This is a genomic window from Litorimonas sp. RW-G-Af-16 (assembly GCF_048319245.1).
In the GTDB taxonomy this organism is placed as follows: domain Bacteria; phylum Pseudomonadota; class Alphaproteobacteria; order Caulobacterales; family Maricaulaceae; genus Litorimonas.
The window spans coordinates 2,361,895-2,382,164 of sequence record NZ_CP166993.1; the positions used below are offsets into that span (position 1 = coordinate 2,361,895).

Here is a 20,270-nt window from a genome sequence, read left to right on the forward strand (position 1 = left end):
TAGGCTTTATACTGGGCTAATTTATGTCGAATTTGTAATTTTGGCTGGCTGTTTATTCAGGCTGGGTTAAACCCCGAATCCCTATAAGCAGGTCAAATCAGACCCATCTATAGGAGACGGTCATGCGAAAATTTTTGATCTTGAGTGCAGCCGCGATACTGGCCCCGCTCTCTGTTGCCGCATTGGCACAGACAGCGCCGCAATACGCGCAAACGCCCCAAGCCCTGCAACCGGCTGCACCTTTTTCTGACCCCCGCAATGTGCCCGCCGACCTCGCCCGTATTGATGCCGCGCTGAACAGCACAACAAGCTTTCAAGGGCGGTTTACGCAATACGGCGCAGACGGCACGTTTTCCCAAGGCACAATTTATCTGCAAAGGCCTGGCAAGCTACGCTTTGAATATGATGATCCCAATCCGCTTTTGATTGTGTCAGACGGCGTGACAATGACGCAGCAGGACAAAGCGCTGGAAACATTTGATCGCGTGCCGCTCTCTGCGACGCCGCTCAATTATTTCCTCAAGGAAAATGTGAACCTCGCCAATGATACCGAAGTTGTAGCTTTGCAAAAATTTCCGCAAGAATGGCGCGTGACGGCGCGTGACGGCTCTGGCGAAATGGACGGCGCGATTACAATGGTGCTTGACCCGCAAAGTCTGCAGCTCCGTGAGTGGGTGATCTCTGACAGTTTTGGCGGTCAAACCCGCGTGATGCTCAGTGATTTGCAATATAATGGCCGTGTCGATCCGCGTCTGTTCATCCTGCGCGAAGACAGTAATCGCCGCGATCGTCGACGCTAGGCAGACTGTAAAATCAGCCCGTCATCCGCGTTATAGTTAACGCCATCTTAACCGAACTTTGCCACCTGTTTGAGCATGGTTACGACGCCCTATTTTCACAGCCAAGACTACCAGCGCGACGTCGCGTTTTGGAGCGCTTTTCGTATGCTCGAAAGCGTTGTCTATTTGATTGTTTTGTTATTCTTCTCCGGTGGCGTGATCGGCCTGTTCTTTGCTGATCCTGCCGCAGCCGAAGCGCAATCCGCACTTGCACGGACGCTCTGGTACCCTGTCTACGCACTTGTAATTTTAGTATCGCTGATGACCCTGCCGCGCTTTTTAAAAATGGCAGCGTTTAGTCCGATTATCATATTTTGTGTTCTGGCCTGCGGGGCAACCTATTTTTGGTCGGTTGATCCCAGCATTACCTTACGGCGCTCAATCGCTCTGATGGTGACCACCATGGCAGGGCTAGCGCTGGCAGCCCGATATGATTGGAGCGAGATGGTGCAACGCATCGCTTTCGTCTTTTTGATCGCCGCGATCATTAGCCTTTTCATCATCATCACAAATCCCGCACGCGGCATTATGAGCGAGATTCATGTCGGCGCGTGGCGCGGTGTATGGGTCGAGAAAAACTATCTGGGCGGCAATATGACCAAAGGTCTGATCGCCTGCATGTGTGCCTTTGCTATGCGGCCCTCACGCGCCTGGCTTTGGATTCCCGGCGGTTTGCTTTGCTTCTTCCTTGTTCTGATGTCGACATCCAAGACAGCCTTATTGATTTCTGTGTCTGCGATCTTGCTCTTTTTCGCGCTGCGTCTATTTCGCCGCTTTCCGATTATTCGCATCCCTCTGCTCTATAGCATTGTCGCCAGCCTGACGGTCTTCTTCATCCTTGTCCTTGCAATCCCTGAAGAAATGTTTGCCATCATCGGCAAAGATCCAACGCTCACAGGCCGCACAGATATTTGGGATTTGCTGATGATGAGCATCAAGCAGAAGTTCTGGCTCGGTTATGGGTATGGCACGTATTGGGCCGACCCGTTGGGGCCGAGCTATTCTGTGCGCACGATTTTGCAGTGGGGGGTGCCGTCCGCACATAATGGCTGGATTGAAACTTGGCTTTCGGGCGGCGTAGTCGTGGTCGCCATGTTCGCCTTTCATTTTATCGTCGTGACGGGCTTTGCCGTTGACCGCATCGGACGCGGCGGGGTGGAGGCCTATTGGGTCGTGCTATCCACGCTCATGTTCCTCGGGTTTTCAATGTCAGAGTCGACAATCCTTCAACAAAACGATCTCTCTTGGGTGTTGTTTGTCGCGACCTCGGCCAAGCTCTTTGCCTTCGATAAGCCCTATTGGCGGAAATCGACTATCCGTCGCAAAACTCTGGAAATGCAGGCGCAATACCGCTAAGCCCTGCGCATGAAAATCAAACTCGCCACTTGGAATATTAATTCCGTCCGTCTCCGCCAAGACCAAGTCGTGCGCTTCCTCCAAGAAGAGCAACCCGATGTGCTGGGCCTACAAGAAATCAAATGCTTGGAAGAACAATTTCCTTACAAGCCGTTTCGCGAGATTGGCTATGAGCATATCGAAGTTTCTGGGCAGAAGGGCTATCACGGTACGGCGACCTTATCGAAGCTCCCCATGGAGCGCCTGCCGACCAGTTTTTGCCCGCTGGATCATGCCCGCCATGTGTCTACGCGTGTGATTGCTGGCAGCGAAGATTTCGAGTTTCACAACTTTTACATTCCAGCCGGCGGGGACATTGCAGACCCGACCATCAACGACAAGTTTCAACACAAACTTGATTTTATCGAAGCCATGCGAGTCTATTTCGCGGAGCGTTTCGCCAAAGGCGATGATCAGCAAGTCCTTGTCGGCGATTTCAATATTGCTCCCCACGAGAACGATGTGTGGAGTCACAAGCAGCTTCTCAAAGTCGTCAGCCACACACCGCTTGAAGTCGGGTTGCTGGAGACCTTGCGCCAGACGCATGACTTTACCGATTGCTCGCGCCTCTTTGCGGATGACGCGGAGAAGCTTTATAGTTGGTGGTCATATCGCGGAAAGAACCCAATGGTCAGCAATCGCGGCCGCCGCCTCGATCACATCTGGGTCAGCCCGGCCTTGCGCCCCTCCGTCGAAGCTGCGGGTAAAAACGGTCATCACATCCATGTCCCCTGCCGCACTTGGCACGAAAAACCCAGCGACCATGTGCCGATGACGCAAGACCTGGATTTGTCAGCTAAGTAGCGACTGACAATGCAAACAAAGCCTGCGCCCCGAAATAGAGGGGTGTGATGGCGAGAGCATTTACGGGGTCGCGTTTCACAAACCGATCTCGGGCGACGAACATATCGGACACAGCGAACATGATCGCTGCGATCATCGCGAATACAAGCGGCAGGGTGAGTGGCAAATCAACCGCGTTCAAAACCATAAACATGATAATCCCAGAATATATAATAACTGGCCATTTCATCGCCGCAGGAAGCATCGGTTTTAGCCAATTAAAAAACACGATCGTTCCGCCAATAATCATGCCGTTAATAACAAATCTCATCACCCCAAAATTGTCAGTCTCGAACGGCACAAATGCGCTCAAATAAGCCAAATGCCCAAACCCAAATGCTGCCATGCCTGCAATAAACAGTTTCTCAGAACTTCGCGATAAAAGCAGCACATCGCCCAGCGCACAAAACACGAGGCCCGCAAAAATGATTTGGCCATAGAGGCTATCTAATGCCCCCGATTGCAAAGCGATGATGAGGAAGCCACCAGCCGCAAGGGGCTTTAGGAACATTTGTGCCTGACGATTTTCACGAAGCTCGGCCGCCAATAACCCCAGCACCAAGATCGCATATATGATCAGCGTAATCGTCATAGGCGCGCGAGACTCTTATCCGTCCAATTCAAGCCGATACCCGCCTGGTTCTGTCACGAGTAGAGTCGCTGTGCCTTTTTCTGGCTCAATTTTTTGTCGCAGACGGTAAACGTGAGTTTCCAGAGTATGCGTAGTGACCCCTGAATTATAACCCCACACCTCATGCAGCAGCTCTTCCCGCGCGACAGCCTTGCCTCCAGCGCGGTAGAGATATTTCAAAATATTCGTCTCTTTTTCCGTCAAGCGAATGTCCCGCACAGGTCTTGCAGGATCAGGCTGCGGAGGAGTTAAGCGCTTGCTGGACGGCTTGAACGCATATGGTCCGATCTGGAAAATCGCATCTTCGGATTGCTCGAAACTCCGCAAATGTGCGCGGAGGCGGGCAAGTAAAACGCCAAACCGAAATGGCTTCGTCACATAATCATTCGCGCCAGAGTTCAGGCCCAAAATCTGATCTGCATCGCCGTCATTCCCTGTCAACATAACGATAGGTGCAGCTACGCCTGCCTTACGCATCAAACCGCAAACCTCAGTGCCTTGCATATCGGGCATGTCGACATCAAGAATAATAAGATCAAATGTCTGCTCCTTGGATGCCGCTAAGCCCTCTGCGCCGTTCGCGGCGGAGACTGTTTCAAATTCATCATACAAACTGAAATGTTCGGCGAGTTCCTCGCGTAACACTGCGTCATCATCGACCAGCAGGATTTTCTTTTTCACAGCCATGAAAGGCTCCTATTATTCTTAACGTGCGCGCGAGTCATAAGCTTTGCACTTACAACACGCTAATGTCATAAGTTTAAGAATCCATCACAAAATTGCGAGGCGGCGTGACAGATAAAGTGAGCTTAACCATCCAGGCCGCAAGAGGCGAAGCGGAACTTGGCGGTTTGGTTTTGCCTTGTCGCATCGGGAAAGAGGGCTGTGTTGATCAAAGTGCGGGCCGAGAGGGCGACGCGAAAACACCCCTTGGAGAGTATCATTTACGCTTTGGTCTTTACCGCGCAGATCGATTGCCCACGCCGAAATCATCGCTCACATTTTGGCCTATTGAGACAAATGATGGCTGGTGCGATGATCCTGATGGCGACGCCTATAACCGTTTCATCCGATTACCCAGCACAGCCAGCCATGAAGCGCTATGGCGCGAGGACGGCGCCTACGATATTATTTTGGTGATTAGCCATAATGATAGCCCGCCCGAACCCCATAAAGGCTCCGCAATCTTTCTGCATATCGCTCAACCCGATGATCGCCAGACTTTGGGCTGCGTTGCGTTTGCGCCAGATGATATGGTGGCGATGCTGCCGCTGTTAACGCCTGATATGGCGGTTCGCATCATACGCTAATTAGTCGTAATCGCGCGCGCCAAACATGGCCGAGCCGACGCGCACAGAGGTTGCGCCCATTTCTGTCGCGACCTCATAATCTCCACTCATCCCCATGGACAGTTTCGCTATACCGTGATCCCGCGCGAGATTGCCGAGAAACCAGAAATGAGGACTGGCCGCTTGGCCGACGGGGGGATGCACATCAGGCCCTCGGGCGTCAGGTCATATTCGGACTTCATACGCGCCAGAAATGCTGGCAAGTCAGCGGGCAGAACGCCTGCCTTCTGTGGTTCCTCGCCCGTATTCACCTGCACATAAAGGCGCGGCAGGCGACCAATTTTGTCAGCGGATTTCAACAAATGTTTGACCAGTTTCTCGCGGTCCACTGTTTCAATCACGTCAAATAGTGCCACGGCGTCATCTGATTTATTTGTTTGTAGCGGCCCAATCAAATGTAGCGTCAAGTCTTTACGATGAGCGGCAAATGTCTCGCCCCAGCGCGATTGCGCTTCCTGCACACGGTTTTCCCCGTAAATTCGCTGGCCCGACTCTAACATAGCTTTGACACGCGCGTCTGGCTGCACTTTGGACACCGCAATAAGGGCTGGCAGATCATCTCGCCCTGCCCGCTTGGCAGCGGCTTTGATCTTGTCTAACACATCGGTGCGGCGTTCCGCGATTGTCAAAAGGTCTGTCATGCTGTCCTCCTATGCCGAATACAGCGAAAATAAAAGCACCAGTCTGTGGTCAGTCGCGCATAATTTACGCGAAGATGCTTGGCGCGTCTCCGCATTGTCGCCTTTCGTTTTTATGACGGACCCAGAGCGCATCGTTGATCCTATCGCAATAGCGCAAAAACTCCCCAAGGGGGCCGCTATCATCTATCGTCATTTTGGGGCAGATCATCGACATTCTGCGGCGCAGGCTTTGCGCAAAGTCACGCTAGAACGGCAACAACAATTCTTGATCGGGGCCGATATTGGCCTAGCAAAGATGGTCAAAGCAGATGGGGTGCATCTACGCCGCGAAGACGGGTTGGCGGTAGCAGAAAAACTGCGCAAACAGCATCCTGACTGGATCATTAGCATGGCAGGTCTAAAAGGGCCGCAAGATTATGACGGTGATTTATCTGTGCTGGACGCACTCTTTATTTCTTCAATTTTTCCAAGTCGAAGTCCGAGTGCGGGCGAGGCCATCGGGGTCGGCAAGCTCTCCGAATTGACGCGCACTCTGCCCGTACCTATCTATGCTTTGGGCGGCGTGACATCGGCGACAGCCGCCAAACTAATTGGGTCTGGTGCCGCAGGTCTGGCCGCAATAGACGGGATTTTAAAGGAGATTGTGATGGCAGGGATTACAGTGGAAGACACACCGCGCGGACATCGTTTCGTCTACCGTCTGGAAGGGCACGAAGAGGCAGAGCTGACAATGGTGCGAAAAGATGATGATTTATTCGACGCCAATCATACGGGCGTGCCGAAGTCTATGGGCGGGCAAGGCATAGGCAAAGCTTTAATCGAAGCCATGTCAAACCATGCGCGTGAAAATGCCTATCGCGTCATCCCAAGCTGTCCGTTTGTCGCGGCGATGTTCAAACGCAAACCTGAGTGGGCCGAAGGCGTCGAAGCCTAAAACTTAAAGCCGCCTTCGATAAAGAGCGCTGTCGCCTCTTGCTTTTCGATCTCGACAATGCCTGCATTGAGTGCGGTCGACTTGCGCTGTATGTGCTGCACACCTGTGCCGACTGTGAATTTGTCAAAGTCATAGGTGACGCCGAAAACCGCCTGATTTGATTTCAAATTAACGCTAGCATCTGTTGCCTGACCAAAGCCCAATGTGAAACCGAGCGCGGATGGTTTCCAGGTTAGCCCTGTATCCCAAGCCTCATAATCTCCGTCGAGCAGTCCATTATTGGATTTGAGCCATGACCCGCCGAGCGTCCAATCGGCCAAGCTGACTTCGACGCCTGCATTATAGGCTGACAAATCATCCAGCCCTGCGAGACCGCTTTGTTCTGACCCGCGAGCATATGTCCCTGTGGCTTCGACTTTCAAGCCGCTATCAAATGTGCGGTCGAGTGAGAGGCCGACTTCCATGATGTCTTCGATTTCGGGATTGATAACGCTGGGGTTGCGATCATTGGACCGCACGCAATAATCAACGCCGCACGCGCGAGCATTTGGCGCGTAGCTAGCGCCGAATTGCACACCAACGCCCACTGTATCGCCCAGTAAGCGCGGCGAGGTATATGTCAACTTCTCTGAAAAACCTGACGCGTCATTGACGGTTTTGACACTGTCCAGACCCGTATAATCGACAGGCGAGTTAGACGCGCCCACCGCCAACAATGTCGGCGCACCTAGACTAAACAGATAGGCCGCGCCGTCATCTCGCCCGATTGTTACATCACCATAAGCAGAACGGAGGAAGAGGTGCGCGCTTTCAATCGCGACTTGCGTTTCTTTTGCCTCATCTGGGCCAAAACTATAAAACTGTGTGGTATGTCCTCGCAGCGCCGTTGGCACGCCAGCGACCAAAACTGACGCGCATCCAAATTCTGTCGGCGGACAATCTGGGAGGCGTGTGGCAAAACCGCGACGGTTTTTATCATACTGCGCCCGCGCCCCTAAATTAATGCCGTATTCCAAGCCACCGTCTGTGACGGCAGACACTTCCGCCATGACATCCGCATCAGCGACAAAGGCTTCCGACCAGCCGTCTTTGTCGAGTGCGGCCACGCCAACGCGACCTTTACCCTGAAACAATGTCGCGAGGCGGTCCAGACCTAACTTGTCTTTCCAACCACGCCGAGGCGCGGGCTGTTGATAGGTTTGCGGCGCAGATTGGTAGGGCTGCGTATAGTTCGGCGCGCCGTAAGGATTAGGCTGATAAGGTGTGCCTTGTGGCGCTGATTGCGGCGCGGGTGCTGTTTCCCACGCTTTCTTACTTGACGAAAATGGCGACTGACTTTGCGGTTGTGGCTGAGGCGGCACAGCTTGAGCTTGCGCGGCCCCCGCAAAATCGGACTGAACCTTATATTGCCCGCCATTGGGGCGACCTGGGAAATACGCGCCAGAACTTTCTGCAGGCTGCGACACATAATTTGGCGTCGCGGGCGGAGCATAGACAGGCGGAGTATAATCTGCGGGCGGGGTATAGCTCGGCGCTGTGTAAGTCTGCGCTGGTGCATATGCGGGCGCTGGCTGCTGCGCGGGCGCCGTCTCCCATGCTTGCTTTTTCTTCTTCGTTGCGAAAGGACTCGCCGATTGCGCACTCGCCATTGTGACCGCCCCGATAGACAGCACCAAGACCGGACCTACATAGGTCGACAGACGAGACAAGGCAGACATAGCGATTCCCAGCGTTAACGAAGTCTAAGATGTCGTTTACATGTCCTAAAATATGGTTAACGCACCTTAAGGAATAGCAGATTATACGGCTCTTAGCTACAGACTCCATGACTGGAATTTTATGAAAGTCGGGCTAGCGCACGCGGGCGAACCTGTTATAACGCGAACTGATATTCACGGAGTGCCCACACATGTCACGCTCAACACGTCAAATTCCCGCTCTTCTTGGCACAGCTGTGCTGAGCGCCATCTTATTCGCGGGCTGTTCATCCTTACCGCTTGTCGGGAAGAAAAACAAAGCTGAATCGCGCAAAGCCGCGGCTGTCAAAACTGCGCCAAATATGGGCGTGAACAGCTATCTCTGGCGCGCCTCTCTGGAAACATTGAACTTTATGCCATTGGCCGAAGTCGACCCATTTGGCGGCGTAATCATCACGGATTGGTACGCCTCTTCCGAAGCCCCGAATGAACGCTTCAAAGCCAATGTCTATATTCTCGATACAGGTTTGCGCGCAGACGCCCTCAAGACGTCAATCTTCAAACAGACTCGCGGCCCAAATGGCTGGGACGATGCAGCCGTTGATGCTGACACAGCGCGCCAGGTTGAAAACGCAATCCTGACCCGTGCGCGTCAGCTTTATATTGCGACTGTGGATGCGCAATAATTGCAATTTGCGTCACGCAAAATGCAAGACTAGCCACCAGTGACAGATTTGCTATAGAGCGGCCTTGAACTTGATTTGAGGCCGCTTTTTTATGTCCGAACGCTATAACGCATCCGAAGTTGAACCGCGCTGGCAAAAACGGTGGGCAGACGCTGACGCGTTTCGCGCGGATGACAGCTCAGACAAGCCGAAATTTTACGCTCTTGAAATGTTCCCCTACCCGTCTGGTCGCATCCATATGGGCCATGTGCGCAATTACGCGATGGGCGATGTCGTCGCGCGCTATAAAAAGGCGCAAGGCTTTGAAGTCTTGCATCCCATGGGTTGGGATAGTTTCGGCATGCCGGCAGAGAACGCGGCCAAGGATAGCGGCGGCCACCCGCGCGATTGGACATACGGCAATATCGACGCCATGCGCGCGCCCATGCAACGCCTCGGCTTTGCTCTCGATTGGTCGCGCGAATTCGCGACCTCGGACGAGGCATATTACAAGCAGCAACAAGCGATCTTCCTGAAATTTTGGGAAAAGGGGCTGGTCTACCGCAAGACCGCCAAAGTGAATTGGGATCCCGTCGACAATACTGTGCTGGCCAATGAGCAAGTCATTGACGGCAAGGGATGGCGCAGCGGCGCAGTGGTTGAGCAGCGCGATATGGATCAGTGGTTCTTCAAAATCACGGAATATGCGGAGGAGTTGCTGACAGGGCTCGATGGGCTCGACCGCTGGCCTGAAAAGGTCCGCACAATGCAGGCGAATTGGATTGGGAAGTCTGAAGGACTTCAGATGCGGTTTGAGTGGGATCCAGTTAGTTGGAGCGTGGTAAGTCTAATTGATAGAGTTGCAAGACACGTCTATGCAAGAGCTGGTATGAAATCACCTGAACAAGCTGCTCTGTTGAAATATGAAAACGGAAGGCTTTTAGATTATACGCCAGCGGCAATAGAGCAGAATGATGGGCCTGAAGATCTAGGCGATGTACTCGCGGACACCTATCCCGGAATTGAAATCTTCACTACACGACCAGATACACTCTACGGCGCTAGTTTCATCGCACTTTCACCAGATCACCCATTAACTAAATCATTAGCAGATGACGACAAGAATAGGCCTATAATTGAGCCTAAGTTACAAGATTTTCTAGCGGAGTGCGCCAAAATAGGCACAACCGAAGAGGCGATTGCAACGGCTCCAAAGCTTGGTTTTGATACCAAGCTTCGCGTCAAACATCCATTTGACGAGAGCATTACCCTCCCCGTCTGGGTCGCGAATTTTGTGTTGATGGGTTATGGCACAGGCGCGATTTTTGGGTGTCCAGCCCATGACCAGAGAGACCTCGATTTTGCCCGAAAATACGACTTGGACGTCACACCCGTTGTCTTGCCAGAGGGCGAAAGCGCTGTCACTTACGCAATAAAGACCGATGCCTATACGGGCGAGGGGCAATTAATTAATTCAGATTTCCTGAATGGCCTGAATAAAACCGAAGGCATCACAGCCGCGATTGCCAAAATTCAAGAGATGGGCCTCGGCCAAGGGGTAACGCAATACCGCCTGCGCGATTGGGGCGTGTCGCGGCAGCGTTATTGGGGGTGTCCGATCCCGGTGATTAAATGCGAAGCCTGTGGCCCGCAGCCTGTGCCCGAAGATCAGCTCCCCGTCGAGTTACCCTATGACCATATCGACCTAACTATTCCCGGCAATCCGCTAGACCGTCACCCAACCTTCCGCACAGGCACAGACGACAACCCCGTCACCTGCCCGAAATGCGGGGAGCGGGCAGAGCGCGAGACGGACACGCTCGATACTTTCGCCGATAGCTCTTGGTATTTCGCGCGTTTTGCAGGCGGGAATACAGACGACAAACCGTTCGATAAAGCCGCCGCCAGTGCGTGGTTGCCTGTTGATCAATATGTCGGCGGTGTGGAACATGCCGTGCTGCATCTGCTTTATGCGCGTTTCTTTACGAAGGGTCTAAGAGATTGCGGCTTGCTTGACCTGCCCAGCGGCGAGCCTTTTGCGGGATTGTTCACGCAAGGCATGGTCACGCACGCGGTCTTCACAGATTCCGATGGAAATTATGTGATGCCGTCTGAAATTGTTGAGGATGGCAACCAACTTCTCCACATTGAGACCAAGAAGATTGTCACCCAAGGCGACGTCATCAAGATGTCGAAATCTAAAAAGAACGTCGTTGACCCTGACGATATTATTCAAGGTTACGGCGCGGACGTCGCGCGGTGGTTCGTCCTCTCCGATTCTCCACCAGAGCGCGATGTGGAGTGGACAGAGTCGGGTGTCATTGGTGCATGGCGGTTTTCGAAGAAAGTCTGGGCACTCGTCGAAGATCTAGGCGACGGCCTCTCCCCTCTAACGGTCGCACGTGACGCAACTGGCGCGGCGCTCGACCTGCGGAAATTCGCACATAAGGCGCTGGACAAAATCACAGCGGGCATTGACGCCTTCCGCTTCAATACCTCTGTCGCGCAGATTTATGAGCTAACCAATGCGCTCGCGAAATATAAAGCCGATGACGCCGCCAAACGTGAAGCCCTCGGTATTTTGATCCGCACCATCGCACCCTTCATGCCGCACCTGGCCGAAGAGTGCTGGGCGCAGCTGGGCGAAGAGACGCTGTGCTATCACGCGCCGTGGCCCAAAGCTGATCCCAAATTACTCGTCGATGATGAGGTCACAATGCCCATTCAAGTGAACGGAAAAAAACGCTCCGAACTGACAGTCGCCGCAGACCTGCCTAAGGACGACGTTCAAGAGCTCGCCTTGTCGGATGAGGCTGTGCAGAAATTCATCGGCGACGGCACTGTCCGAAAAGTCATTGTTGTTCCGAGCCGAATTGTGAATATAGTGGTGTCATGATCCGAACACTGCTCCTATCTATTATCACCTTCGCTCTCACCGCTTGCGGGTTTACACCGATGCATGCAGGACCAGGCGGCGCTGTGTTCGACAAGCTCAGCATCGTAGAGCAAGGCGGTGCAAATCTAACGGATGAACAAATCGGTTTCTTAGTGCAACAAAGACTTAGAGATCGTGTTGGCCAAACGTCAAAGCCAGCCCATGAACTGCGCTACACAATCAATAGCGTCCGCGTTCCCATTGGGATTAGTGATGCCGATATTGCCACGCGATATGATACATTTGTCACGGCCACATATTCACTAGTTGAGACCAAAACAGGCGATGTTTTAGACAAAGGCTCTGTGCGGTCTGTCACAACATTCGGCGCGCCATTTGATCCTTACGGCACAGTGGCCGCCGACAGTAATGCGCGGCAACAAGCGTCCAAAGAAGTTGCGGATCGGTTGCTAACCTCAGTCGCGCAATATTATGCCAAAGCCAAACCTGCGACATGAAGATAACAGGTACGCGGCAATCTAATTTTCTCAAACATCCGCCAGACGACATTATCGGCGTTCTTTTATTCGGCCCAGATCGCGGGCTAGCTAAGACGCGCGCACGTGATCTATCGATCAGGTTTTTACCCGAGGCAGATCGCGACTTTGGCGTAACGGTCATGTCGACAGACGATCTTTCGTCAGATCCAGCAAAGTTGTCCGATGAAATGAGTGCCCTGTCGCTTTTGGGAGGAGGAAGGTTGGTCAGGTTACAGCTCGACCATGAACGCCAAGGTGCGGCGATCACAAAAATTCTGAAAGACCTCGATGCCAACCCTCGCAAAGCGGAAGCGAAATTAATTATCGAAGCTGGAGATATGACGCCCCGCTCTGCCATACGAAAAGCGTGCGAGGCCGCAAAACATTTTGCTGCTATCGGGTGCTATCCTGCCAATGCGCGTGATTTACGCGACCAAATCACAACAGGTTTGGCCGATAAATTTATTGGCATCGATCCTGAAGCCCTCGACTTTTGGGTGCCTTTGCTCGAAGGCGACTTTGCGCTGGCGGATGGGGAGATCGAGAAAATGGCGCTCTATAAGGGTTACGGCGAAATTGAGGGCGCAAAAGTGACGATGGACGACATTCGCGTCATAGCAGCGGGCGGACAAAGTGCCTCGATTGATACAATCATTATGGACGCCATGTCGGGACGGACGGATGCATGCGACGCAGGGTTTCGTCGCGCGGTCGCTGGCAAAATTAATCCTATCGCGATTCTGTTTGGCCTACAGCGCCACCTCCTCCGTTTAACCGAAGCGTCAATCAAAATGGAGGGTGGCGAGTCTGCCAATTCTGCCATAAAAAGTTTGCGTCCCCCCGTATTTGGTATGCAAGAAGGCGCCTTTATTGGGCAGTTGAACCGATGGCCTGCTCGTGCGTTACGGGGAAGTGTCGCGCGATGCCAAGAAGCAGAGCGTCTCGTTAAATCAACAGGCGCCCCCGCAGAGGCCATCGTTTCGCGATTATTACTAGCTTTATCGAGCTTTGCTCAAAAACGACACTAACAGGACGACGTCATGGAACAGCTCTCACAATTATGGGATCGCGCACGATCAGACTTTCCTGAACTCCTTGGGCTAGGCGGGCACATCCTGTCAGGAGTCCTAATCTTTGTCCTTGGCTATTGGTTTGCGGGCTGGGTATGAAAAAAACTACGTCGATCTAGATTTGGCGGAACGCATTTGGACGCGACATTGCGGCCTGTCCTCGCCTCTATCGTGTTTTATATTATTGTCGCGATGACGCTTTACGCCACTTTGGTGAAGCTGGGCGTGCCGCCGACATCACTCATTGCCGTTTTCGGGGCAGCGGGTCTTGCTATTGGCCTCGCATTAAAAGACACACTATCTAATATCGCATCGGGCCTTATGCTCCTAGCTCTCCGCCCTGTCGCTGTGGGAGAGTTTATTGATACGGGCAGTGCGATCGGTACAGTCGAAGAGATCGGGCTCTTCTCAACGACGATGAAAAATATTGAAGGCGTTTATATTTATATCCCTAACAGCCAAGTCTGGGCGGGGCGCTTGCAAAACTTTGGGCGCCACCAAATCCGCAAAGCCCTTATTGATATTGGCGTTGCCTATGATAGCGATCTGACGAAAGTTCAAGCAGGCTTGCTTGATGTTTTATCGCAGACTCCCGATGTTCTTACCGACCCAACACCGCCCGAAGTCTATGTCATGACCTTCGCCGATAGCTCTATTAATTTGTCGTGCCGCTGTTGGCTGCCTGCCGATAATTGGCTTGCGCGAACATCCGATCTGCGGATGGCAATTAAACAACATCTTGACGACGCAGGCGTTGAAATACCCTTCCCGCAGCGGGTCATTCACATGCGCAAGGAATAGGTTTTGCTCTATGCGCGTGACAACCGCTTGATCAACTCTTCCAGCTGAGCGCTGGTTTTATATTTGATACGTAGCTCACCCGATGGGCCTTTGTGGCGGAGGTCTGTCGTGAGACCCAAAGCCTGTGTCAGCGTGTCTTCAACTTTGCGCGTATCGGCATCTTTATAAGCGCGCGCGGATGGTGAGCTGTTTCCGCTTTTGCTTGACTTAATGCGCCGAACCCAATCTTCAGCCTCGCGCACAGAGAGCCCTTTACCCGCAATCGCGTCTGCCAGTTCGACGGGGTCAGGGATCGAAATAATCGCGCGGGCGTGGCCTGTTGTGATCTTGCCTTGCGCCAAATAGGTTTGCGCACGTTTTGGGAGCGTCAGGAGACGTAACATATTGGCGATGTGCGGACGCGACTTACCCACCGCTTGCGCAATATCGGCTTGCGTGCGGTTAAAGTCCTCGGAAAGCGCGTGGTAAGCTAGCGCCTCTTCGATCGGGTTGAGGTCCGCCCGCTGCACATTCTCAACAACGCCGATTTCCAAAACCTCTTGATCCGACAAATCCCGCACCAAAGCAGGCATGGCCGTCAGCCCGGCCTTCAACGCCGCCTGCCAGCGACGCTCCCCCGCAACGATTTGATAGAATTGCGTGCGTGTGCCAGCTTTCGAAATTGGCCTAACTAGAATCGGCTGTAAAACACCTTTGTCTTTAATTGATTGTGTCAATTCTTCGAGTTTGGCTTTGTCAAAATATTTTCGCGGTTGATCAGGATTACGGTCCAAGCGGTCTATAGGCAGTGAGCTAACGCCCTGCCCTTTTGGTTGAGTCGAAGTCGTTTTTTTGACTGTCGTTTTGGACTGTCCCGATTTTGGTTTTGGCTTAGCTTTCGAAGTTGCTGTCTGCGCCTCATCTCCTTTATTTGATCCGCTATCTGGCACCGCGCTTACATCGCTCATCAAGGCGGAAAGCCCGCGACCCAAACCGCGCTGTGACGCTTTTTTAAGCGCCTTAGACTTTGGTGTTTTAGGAGACTTTGACATAGCTTAACCTATTGATTTAAACATATAAATTAATGTATTTGTTTACGGTTGCGGTGTTTATGTAGCATTTCCTTCGCGAGGTTCATATAGGCTCGCGCGCCAGAACAATTTGGGTCATATACCATGACGGGTTGTCCAAATGACGGTGCTTCGGCGATGCGGACATTTCGGGGTATCATGGTCTTGAAAACAGCACGGCCCAAATGCTTTCTTACGTCATCCGCAACTTGTGAGGATAAACGGTTTCTGCGGTCATACATTGTTAACATCACGCCGTCGATTGCAAGCGCAGGGTTTATACTGCCCTTCGCCATCTCCACGGTTTTGAGGAGTTGGCTAAGGCCTTCCAACGCGAAAAACTCACACTGCAAAGGCACGATGACTGACCGCGCCGCCGCCAGCGCATTAATTGTCAAAAGATTGAGTGAAGGCGGGCAATCAATTAAAACATAATCAAATTTTGTTTGGCTGGCTTTTAACGCTTCGCGCAATATAATTGTCCGACCATCAACACTCCCAATTTCCATTTCAGCCGCAGAGAGATCGACATGTGACGGTACAATGCTCAGGTTCGGCACATCCGTTGCCTGTATCGCATCGTCAATCGGCAAGCCCTCTGTCATCACGTGGTATATTGTCTGTTCACGCTGGCTGCGGGATAAGCCCAGGCCCGTCGATGCGTTGCCTTGCGGGTCAATATCAATCAACAAAACTCGCTTACCCTGCAGAGCCAGAGCGGCCGCCAAATTTATAGAGGTCGTTGTCTTTCCAACCCCCCTTTTTGATTGACGATCGCGATGATCCGAGAAAAATTCATGTTCTGCCTAATCAATTTAGCCCCAAATGCGGGCGGTAAAAAGCTGCAATTACGTGGGCGCGACTGTCTTCACGTTGGAAATCAGTAAGACAGACGCCGAATCTGCGCTCACACTTTTGACGGTTTTATAATCGAAAGTCCATCGGTCACGTGCGGTTTCTATCTCTTGCTCCACAGTCTCGCCTTTCAGCAATATAAATTCTGTTGCAGCATGGCTATGCGGGGCAGCATATTCGAGCAATCTATCCAGCGGAGCAAAAGCCCTCGCCGTTATAACGTCAGCGCCGAGCGGAGCGATTTTCTCTATTCTGTCTGACGAAACGTCCGCTGGTAAACCCAAATCCCTGATGACTTGTTTCAAGAAACTAGCCTTTTTACCCGCTGATTCGATCATTAACACCCTGCCCTGCCCTATGTTTTTGCATTGAATAGCGGCAGATATAGCTGGGAACCCTGCCCCAGAGCCAAAGTCCACGATATTTGCAGCTTTTTCAGGCAAAAACTGGCATATTTGCCAGCTATCGAGCGCGTGACGTCGCCAAAAATCGGCCAAGCTCTTGGGTGCCACGAGATTGATCCTCTTATTCCAGCGCAATAATAGCTGCTGCCACGCGATATAATCAGACATTGTTCCACGTGAAACATTTGTCAGCTCCGCAAATTGGCCCTCTGTCATGGGGCTATCAAAACCCCCAAACTTATCAGAGCTGGGTGAGCTAAGCCGCATTCTGCATCTTTCGGATATAGGCTAACACAGACATTAGCGCCCCAGGTGTCACGCCCTCGATGCGACTGGCTTGGCCGAGCGTCGCGGGTCTCACAGATTCAAGCTTTTGACGCACTTCATTTGAAAGGCCGCCAATCTCAGAATAATCCAAGCCATCCGCAATCCGAAGCCCCTCATCCCGCTTAAACGCTTCAATATCACGCGCCTGACGCTCCAAATAACCGGCATATGTGGCTTCTGTTTGCAAATATTCCTGGGTTTCAGGCTTTAACGCATCAAGCTCAGGCCAAACGGAGGCGAGCGTTTCAACCGTCATCTTCGGATAGGCCAGCAAATCAAATGCAGATCGGGCGACACCATCTTGATTGACAGACACACCAGCATCCCGAAGTCGATTCGGAGTCATTGCTAAAGACTTTGCTAGTGTTTTAGCCGAAGAAAAATCATCCATTTTAGACTTAAACGCTGTATTGCGCACATCGCCCACCAAACCAATTTCTGATCCAATAGGTGTTAATCGCTGATCAGCATTGTCGCACCGCAACATGAGGCGATACTCTGCCCGTGATGTAAACATGCGGTAGGGCTCCGTAACGCCCTTGGTAATCAGATCGCTAATCATCACGCCGATATAGGCTTGGCTTCTGTCCAAAATTAGCGATTCACGATCTTGGCTTGCCAATGCTGCATTAGCGCCCGCAATGAGACCTTGTGCGGCCGCTTCTTCATATCCTGTCGTCCCGTTGATTTGACCCGCCAGGTAAAGCCCGGGGAGGGCTTTGACCTCTAAGGTCATCCGCAATTCACGCGGATCTACATAATCATACTCAATCGCATAGCCATAGCGCTGCACCTTGACATCCTGCAAGCCCGCCATGGTCCGCAAAAAACTATCTTGCACATCAACGGGCAGGGAGGTCGAAATGCCGTTAGGATAAACCGTATTGCCGTCTGGGTTGCCCGGCAGACCTTCTGGCTCCAGAAAGACTTGATGGCGGTTTCTATCCGCAAAACGCACGACCTTATCCTCAATAGACGGGCAATAACGCGGCCCACGACCCGATAGACCACCTCCATAAACCGCTGATTTCTTTATGTTTTCAGCAATAACAGTGTGTGTGGTTTCATTCGTGTGCGTTATGCCACAGGTGATTTGAGGCACTGTAACCTTGTCAGTCATAAACGAAAAAACAACAGGATCGTCGTCAGCCGCTTGCTGCTCCAACGCATCCCAATCGATAGACGACTTCTCTAGCCTTGCTGGCGTTCCCGTTTTCAGCCGACCCATTCGCAGACCCGCGGTGTAAAGCCGATCCGATAAACCAAGGGCAGGGGCCTCGCCCCAACGCCCCGCAGGGGTTAGCTGATCGCCAACGTGAATCACGCCCTTTAGAAACGTTCCCGTCGTCAACACAACACGAGCAGCCGCAATTTCCTCACCACTCTCGAGCCGAACACCTCGCACGGCACCATTTTCAGTGATAAGGTCGTCAACAGCGCCCGCCCGAACTGTCAAATTCGGGTAATTTAGCAGCTTGGACTGCATCGCCTCTCGATATAAATATCGGTCAGATTGCGTGCGTGGGCCGCGGACGGCTGGGCCTTTAGACCGATTAAGGAGGCGAAATTGGATGCCTGAAGCATCAGCGACTTCACCCATCAACCCCCCAAGCGCATCAACTTCGCGCACCAAGTGCCCTTTACCCAAGCCCCCAATCGCCGGATTACAGGACATTTCGCCTATCGTTTCAGGTTTATGAGTAACTAATAGTGTCTTGGCACCAATGCGCGCGGACGCAGCGGCTGCCTCGCAGCCCGCATGACCCCCACCAATAATAATGACATCCCAAGACATTTGGGCCACCTCTCTTAGATACAACAATCGAGCCGCTATTTATAATGGCGGCATGTGCTTGTCGAGTCGGCAAGTCATCACTCCTACCTACCTCCAACATCAATAATGTTTCACGTGGAACAATCTGTGCTGTTTCACGTGAAACATACTATTTTCCGATACAAAAGCGAGAAAATATCCGATCAAAGACCTGCTCTATATCGGACACGCCCGCAAGCTCTTCGAGCGCAGATAGGGCTGCACGGATATTTTCACTCGCTAGCTCTGGTGCGCCTGCTAACAAATCCATAGCTGCGTCAGTGTTTTCCAAGGCGCGCAGGACACACGATTTATGCCGTTGTCGCGTCAAACCAGCGTGCTCTTGTTGAGTGTAACGCTCGGTTATAATATCTTCCAGTTTTGACAGTAAAGCGTCAATATTTTGGCCTGTCTGAGCGTTCGTTATTATGTTAGGATTTGATACGTCTGCTTCGTAACCCTCTGAAATATTATATATTTTTATATCATCACGTGACATAAGAGTGTTGAATTCATTCCCGTCCTCAATGCCAGGACGCTGCACCCAAATTCGGATATTCGCAGCACTGGCTCGCGCACGCGCGCGCTTAACACCTTCCGCTTCAATCAGGTTTTCGGTCTCGCGCAGGCCCGCCGTATCTAATAATGTAACAGGCAGCCCCGCTAGGCGCATTTGAACCTCAACAACATCGCGAGTAGTGCCAGCTTCTGGCGAAGTGATTGCCACGTCACGTTTTGCCAGCGTGTTCATCAATGTCGATTTGCCAGCATTGGGGGCGCCGATAATCGCAATTTCGATACCGTTGCGGATGGCCTCCCCACGTCCAACATTGGCAATAGCCAAAGTCATTGCCTCTGAGACATTCTTTAGGATTGGATAGGCCGCATGAGAGAGCGCGTCTGGCACATCTGCCTCATCTGCAAAATCAATCTCGCCTTCAATTTGTGCCATCGCGTCCAGCAAATCATCGCGCCAACCCTCATAGGTCTGACGAAGCTGACCGTCCATTTGCCGGATCGCTTGTCGGCGCTGCCCGTCTGTTTCTGCGTCTATTAAGTCCGCCAAGCCCTCCGCCTCAGTCAAATCCATTTTGCCATTCTCAACTGCACGACGTGTAAACTCTCCGGGGAGAGCTTGGCGAAGCCCTAAGGCCTGAAGTGCAGCTGCAACACCTTCAATTACAGCAGGGCTTCCGTGAACTTGTAGCTCAACGCAATCCTCGCCCGTGAAGCTTTTTGGGGCAGGGAACCACAAAACAAGCGGCGCATCCAACATTTCGCCTTCAACATCATATATGGACCGAAGCGCGGCCTGCCGCGGTCTCGGAAGGGCGGATTTGGTCATAGACTGCAAAGCAGAGGATGCCTTTGGCCCAGAGAGACGAAACACACTCACGCCCGCGCGACCGGGTGCCGATGACAGCGCAAAAATAGTTTCCGTCAAGGCGTTTTCCGAATGGACGTCACCTCCAATACCCACGCTTGAATCTCGTCTGTTTTCTGCCATAACGCCTCCTAAGCCCATAGACCCAAAAACGAAAGA

General features: G+C 52.4%; 19 protein-coding genes and 2 pseudogenes. 12 read left to right on the forward strand and 9 right to left on the reverse strand.

Annotated features, from left to right (window positions below; all coding sequences use genetic code 11):
• The first annotated feature begins 122 nt into the window (after positions 1 to 122).
• From AB8615_RS11560 to AB8615_RS11570, 3 genes are all read left to right on the forward strand, one after another.
• A complete protein-coding gene (locus tag AB8615_RS11560) occupies positions 123 to 800 on the forward strand; it encodes a LolA family protein (protein WP_409432732.1) in 678 nt (225 codons plus the stop codon).
• A 75-nt stretch (positions 801 to 875) separates the two neighbouring features.
• Entirely contained in the window at positions 876 to 2,195 is a 1,320-nt protein-coding gene (locus AB8615_RS11565; RefSeq protein ID WP_409432733.1) for an O-antigen ligase family protein, read from the forward strand.
• Between the two features lie 9 nt (positions 2,196 to 2,204).
• A complete protein-coding gene (locus tag AB8615_RS11570) occupies positions 2,205 to 3,038 on the forward strand; it encodes an exodeoxyribonuclease III (protein WP_409432734.1) in 834 nt (277 codons plus the stop codon).
• Here the strand turns inward: AB8615_RS11570 and AB8615_RS11575 are convergent.
• Both AB8615_RS11575 and AB8615_RS11580 read right to left on the reverse strand, forming a co-directional pair.
• Positions 3,031 to 3,669 carry a lysoplasmalogenase gene (locus AB8615_RS11575; protein WP_409432735.1) on the reverse strand — a complete coding sequence of 213 codons (639 nt, stop codon included), beginning with the start codon at positions 3,667 to 3,669 and terminating at the stop codon, positions 3,031 to 3,033. The two genes, AB8615_RS11570 and AB8615_RS11575, sit on opposite strands and share 8 nt — an antisense overlap.
• Before the next feature lie 15 nt (positions 3,670 to 3,684).
• Complete coding sequence (locus AB8615_RS11580; protein ID WP_409432736.1) at positions 3,685 to 4,395, reverse strand: response regulator transcription factor; 711 nt, start codon at positions 4,393 to 4,395, stop codon at positions 3,685 to 3,687.
• A 116-nt stretch (positions 4,396 to 4,511) separates the two neighbouring features.
• Here AB8615_RS11580 and AB8615_RS11585 point away from each other — a divergent pair, with 116 nt between their 5' ends.
• A complete protein-coding gene (locus AB8615_RS11585; RefSeq protein WP_418152411.1) occupies positions 4,512 to 5,018 on the forward strand; it encodes a L,D-transpeptidase family protein in 507 nt (168 codons plus the stop codon).
• Here AB8615_RS11585 and AB8615_RS11590 read toward each other — a convergent pair.
• A pseudogene (locus AB8615_RS11590) lies at positions 5,019 to 5,698 on the reverse strand (YggS family pyridoxal phosphate-dependent enzyme).
• Between AB8615_RS11590 and AB8615_RS11595 the strand changes: the two are divergent.
• Entirely contained in the window at positions 5,697 to 6,632 is a 936-nt protein-coding gene (locus tag AB8615_RS11595) for an N-acetyltransferase (protein ID WP_409432739.1), read from the forward strand. The pseudogene AB8615_RS11590 and the gene AB8615_RS11595 overlap by 2 nt on opposite strands.
• On the opposite strand, the gene AB8615_RS11600 is transcribed toward AB8615_RS11595, so the two are convergent.
• Positions 6,629 to 8,350 carry a porin gene (locus AB8615_RS11600; RefSeq protein WP_418152412.1) on the reverse strand — a complete coding sequence of 574 codons (1,722 nt, stop codon included), beginning with the start codon at positions 8,348 to 8,350 and terminating at the stop codon, positions 6,629 to 6,631. The genes AB8615_RS11595 and AB8615_RS11600 overlap by 4 nt on opposite strands.
• Before the next feature lie 191 nt (positions 8,351 to 8,541).
• Between AB8615_RS11600 and AB8615_RS11605 the strand changes: the two genes are divergently transcribed.
• From AB8615_RS11605 to AB8615_RS11635, 7 genes and pseudogenes are all read left to right on the forward strand, one after another.
• Positions 8,542 to 9,015 carry a DUF3576 domain-containing protein gene (locus AB8615_RS11605; protein WP_409432741.1) on the forward strand — a complete coding sequence of 158 codons (474 nt, stop codon included), beginning with the start codon at positions 8,542 to 8,544 and terminating at the stop codon, positions 9,013 to 9,015.
• Between the two features lie 91 nt (positions 9,016 to 9,106).
• A pseudogene (locus tag AB8615_RS11610) lies at positions 9,107 to 9,817 on the forward strand (class I tRNA ligase family protein); the annotation flags it as partial.
• A gap of 66 nt (positions 9,818 to 9,883) precedes the next feature.
• Positions 9,884 to 11,890, forward strand: a complete 2,007-nt coding sequence (leuS, locus tag AB8615_RS11615; protein ID WP_418153101.1) for a leucine--tRNA ligase — start codon at positions 9,884 to 9,886, stop codon at positions 11,888 to 11,890.
• Complete coding sequence (locus AB8615_RS11620; RefSeq protein WP_409432742.1) at positions 11,887 to 12,387, forward strand: hypothetical protein; 501 nt, start codon at positions 11,887 to 11,889, stop codon at positions 12,385 to 12,387. Before leuS ends, AB8615_RS11620 begins: the two co-directional genes overlap by 4 nt.
• Positions 12,384 to 13,436 carry a DNA polymerase III subunit delta gene (holA, locus tag AB8615_RS11625; RefSeq protein ID WP_409432743.1) on the forward strand — a complete coding sequence of 351 codons (1,053 nt, stop codon included), beginning with the start codon at positions 12,384 to 12,386 and terminating at the stop codon, positions 13,434 to 13,436. Before AB8615_RS11620 ends, holA begins: the two co-directional genes overlap by 4 nt.
• Positions 13,437 to 13,448: 12 nt before the next feature.
• Positions 13,449 to 13,577, forward strand: coding sequence for a hypothetical protein (locus AB8615_RS11630; protein WP_418152413.1), 129 nt, complete (start codon positions 13,449 to 13,451; stop codon positions 13,575 to 13,577).
• A 36-nt stretch (positions 13,578 to 13,613) separates the two neighbouring features.
• Positions 13,614 to 14,279 carry a mechanosensitive ion channel family protein gene (locus AB8615_RS11635; RefSeq protein ID WP_418152414.1) on the forward strand — a complete coding sequence of 222 codons (666 nt, stop codon included), beginning with the start codon at positions 13,614 to 13,616 and terminating at the stop codon, positions 14,277 to 14,279.
• An 8-nt stretch (positions 14,280 to 14,287) separates the two neighbouring features.
• Here the strand turns inward: AB8615_RS11635 and AB8615_RS11640 are convergent, their stop codons facing one another.
• From AB8615_RS11640 to mnmE, 5 genes are all read right to left on the reverse strand, one after another.
• The gene (locus tag AB8615_RS11640; protein ID WP_418152415.1) at positions 14,288 to 15,310 is read right to left on the reverse strand and encodes a ParB/RepB/Spo0J family partition protein; all 1,023 of its coding nucleotides are present in this window, start codon (positions 15,308 to 15,310) and stop codon (positions 14,288 to 14,290) included.
• Positions 15,311 to 15,339: 29 nt separating this feature from the next.
• Complete coding sequence (locus AB8615_RS11645; RefSeq protein WP_418152416.1) at positions 15,340 to 16,056, reverse strand: ParA family protein; 717 nt, start codon at positions 16,054 to 16,056, stop codon at positions 15,340 to 15,342.
• A 120-nt stretch (positions 16,057 to 16,176) separates the two neighbouring features.
• A complete protein-coding gene (rsmG, locus tag AB8615_RS11650; RefSeq protein ID WP_418152417.1) occupies positions 16,177 to 16,755 on the reverse strand; it encodes a 16S rRNA (guanine(527)-N(7))-methyltransferase RsmG in 579 nt (192 codons plus the stop codon).
• 88 nt (positions 16,756 to 16,843) lie between these two features.
• Entirely contained in the window at positions 16,844 to 18,709 is a 1,866-nt protein-coding gene (gene mnmG, locus AB8615_RS11655; RefSeq protein ID WP_409432748.1) for a tRNA uridine-5-carboxymethylaminomethyl(34) synthesis enzyme MnmG, read from the reverse strand.
• A 148-nt stretch (positions 18,710 to 18,857) separates the two neighbouring features.
• Positions 18,858 to 20,234, reverse strand: a complete 1,377-nt coding sequence (mnmE, locus tag AB8615_RS11660) for a tRNA uridine-5-carboxymethylaminomethyl(34) synthesis GTPase MnmE (RefSeq protein ID WP_409432749.1) — start codon at positions 20,232 to 20,234, stop codon at positions 18,858 to 18,860.
• Positions 20,235 to 20,270: the final 36 nt, after the last annotated feature.

Bases quoted from the DNA above. Each gene is read 5' to 3' on its own strand.
- leuS (WP_418153101.1), top strand. From the start codon at position 9,884: ATGAAATCACCTGAACAAGCTGCTCTGTTGAAATATGAAAACGGAAGG.
- AB8615_RS11620 (WP_409432742.1), top strand. From the start codon at position 11,887: ATGATCCGAACACTGCTCCTATCTATTATCACCTTCGCTCTCACCGCT.
- mnmE (WP_409432749.1), bottom strand. From the start codon at position 20,234: ATGGCAGAAAACAGACGAGATTCAAGCGTGGGTATTGGAGGTGACGTC.
- AB8615_RS11560 (WP_409432732.1), top strand. From the start codon at position 123: ATGCGAAAATTTTTGATCTTGAGTGCAGCCGCGATACTGGCCCCGCTC.
- AB8615_RS11630 (WP_418152413.1), top strand. From the start codon at position 13,449: ATGGAACAGCTCTCACAATTATGGGATCGCGCACGATCAGACTTTCCT.
- AB8615_RS11600 (WP_418152412.1), bottom strand. From the start codon at position 8,350: ATGTCTGCCTTGTCTCGTCTGTCGACCTATGTAGGTCCGGTCTTGGTG.
- AB8615_RS11575 (WP_409432735.1), bottom strand. From the start codon at position 3,669: ATGACGATTACGCTGATCATATATGCGATCTTGGTGCTGGGGTTATTG.
- holA (WP_409432743.1), top strand. From the start codon at position 12,384: ATGAAGATAACAGGTACGCGGCAATCTAATTTTCTCAAACATCCGCCA.
- rsmG (WP_418152417.1), bottom strand. From the start codon at position 16,755: ATGTCTGATTATATCGCGTGGCAGCAGCTATTATTGCGCTGGAATAAG.
- AB8615_RS11570 (WP_409432734.1), top strand. From the start codon at position 2,205: ATGAAAATCAAACTCGCCACTTGGAATATTAATTCCGTCCGTCTCCGC.
- mnmG (WP_409432748.1), bottom strand. From the start codon at position 18,709: ATGTCTTGGGATGTCATTATTATTGGTGGGGGTCATGCGGGCTGCGAG.
- AB8615_RS11605 (WP_409432741.1), top strand. From the start codon at position 8,542: ATGTCACGCTCAACACGTCAAATTCCCGCTCTTCTTGGCACAGCTGTG.
- AB8615_RS11565 (WP_409432733.1), top strand. From the start codon at position 876: ATGGTTACGACGCCCTATTTTCACAGCCAAGACTACCAGCGCGACGTC.
- AB8615_RS11580 (WP_409432736.1), bottom strand. From the start codon at position 4,395: ATGGCTGTGAAAAAGAAAATCCTGCTGGTCGATGATGACGCAGTGTTA.
- AB8615_RS11595 (WP_409432739.1), top strand. From the start codon at position 5,697: ATGCTGTCCTCCTATGCCGAATACAGCGAAAATAAAAGCACCAGTCTG.
- AB8615_RS11640 (WP_418152415.1), bottom strand. From the start codon at position 15,310: ATGTCAAAGTCTCCTAAAACACCAAAGTCTAAGGCGCTTAAAAAAGCG.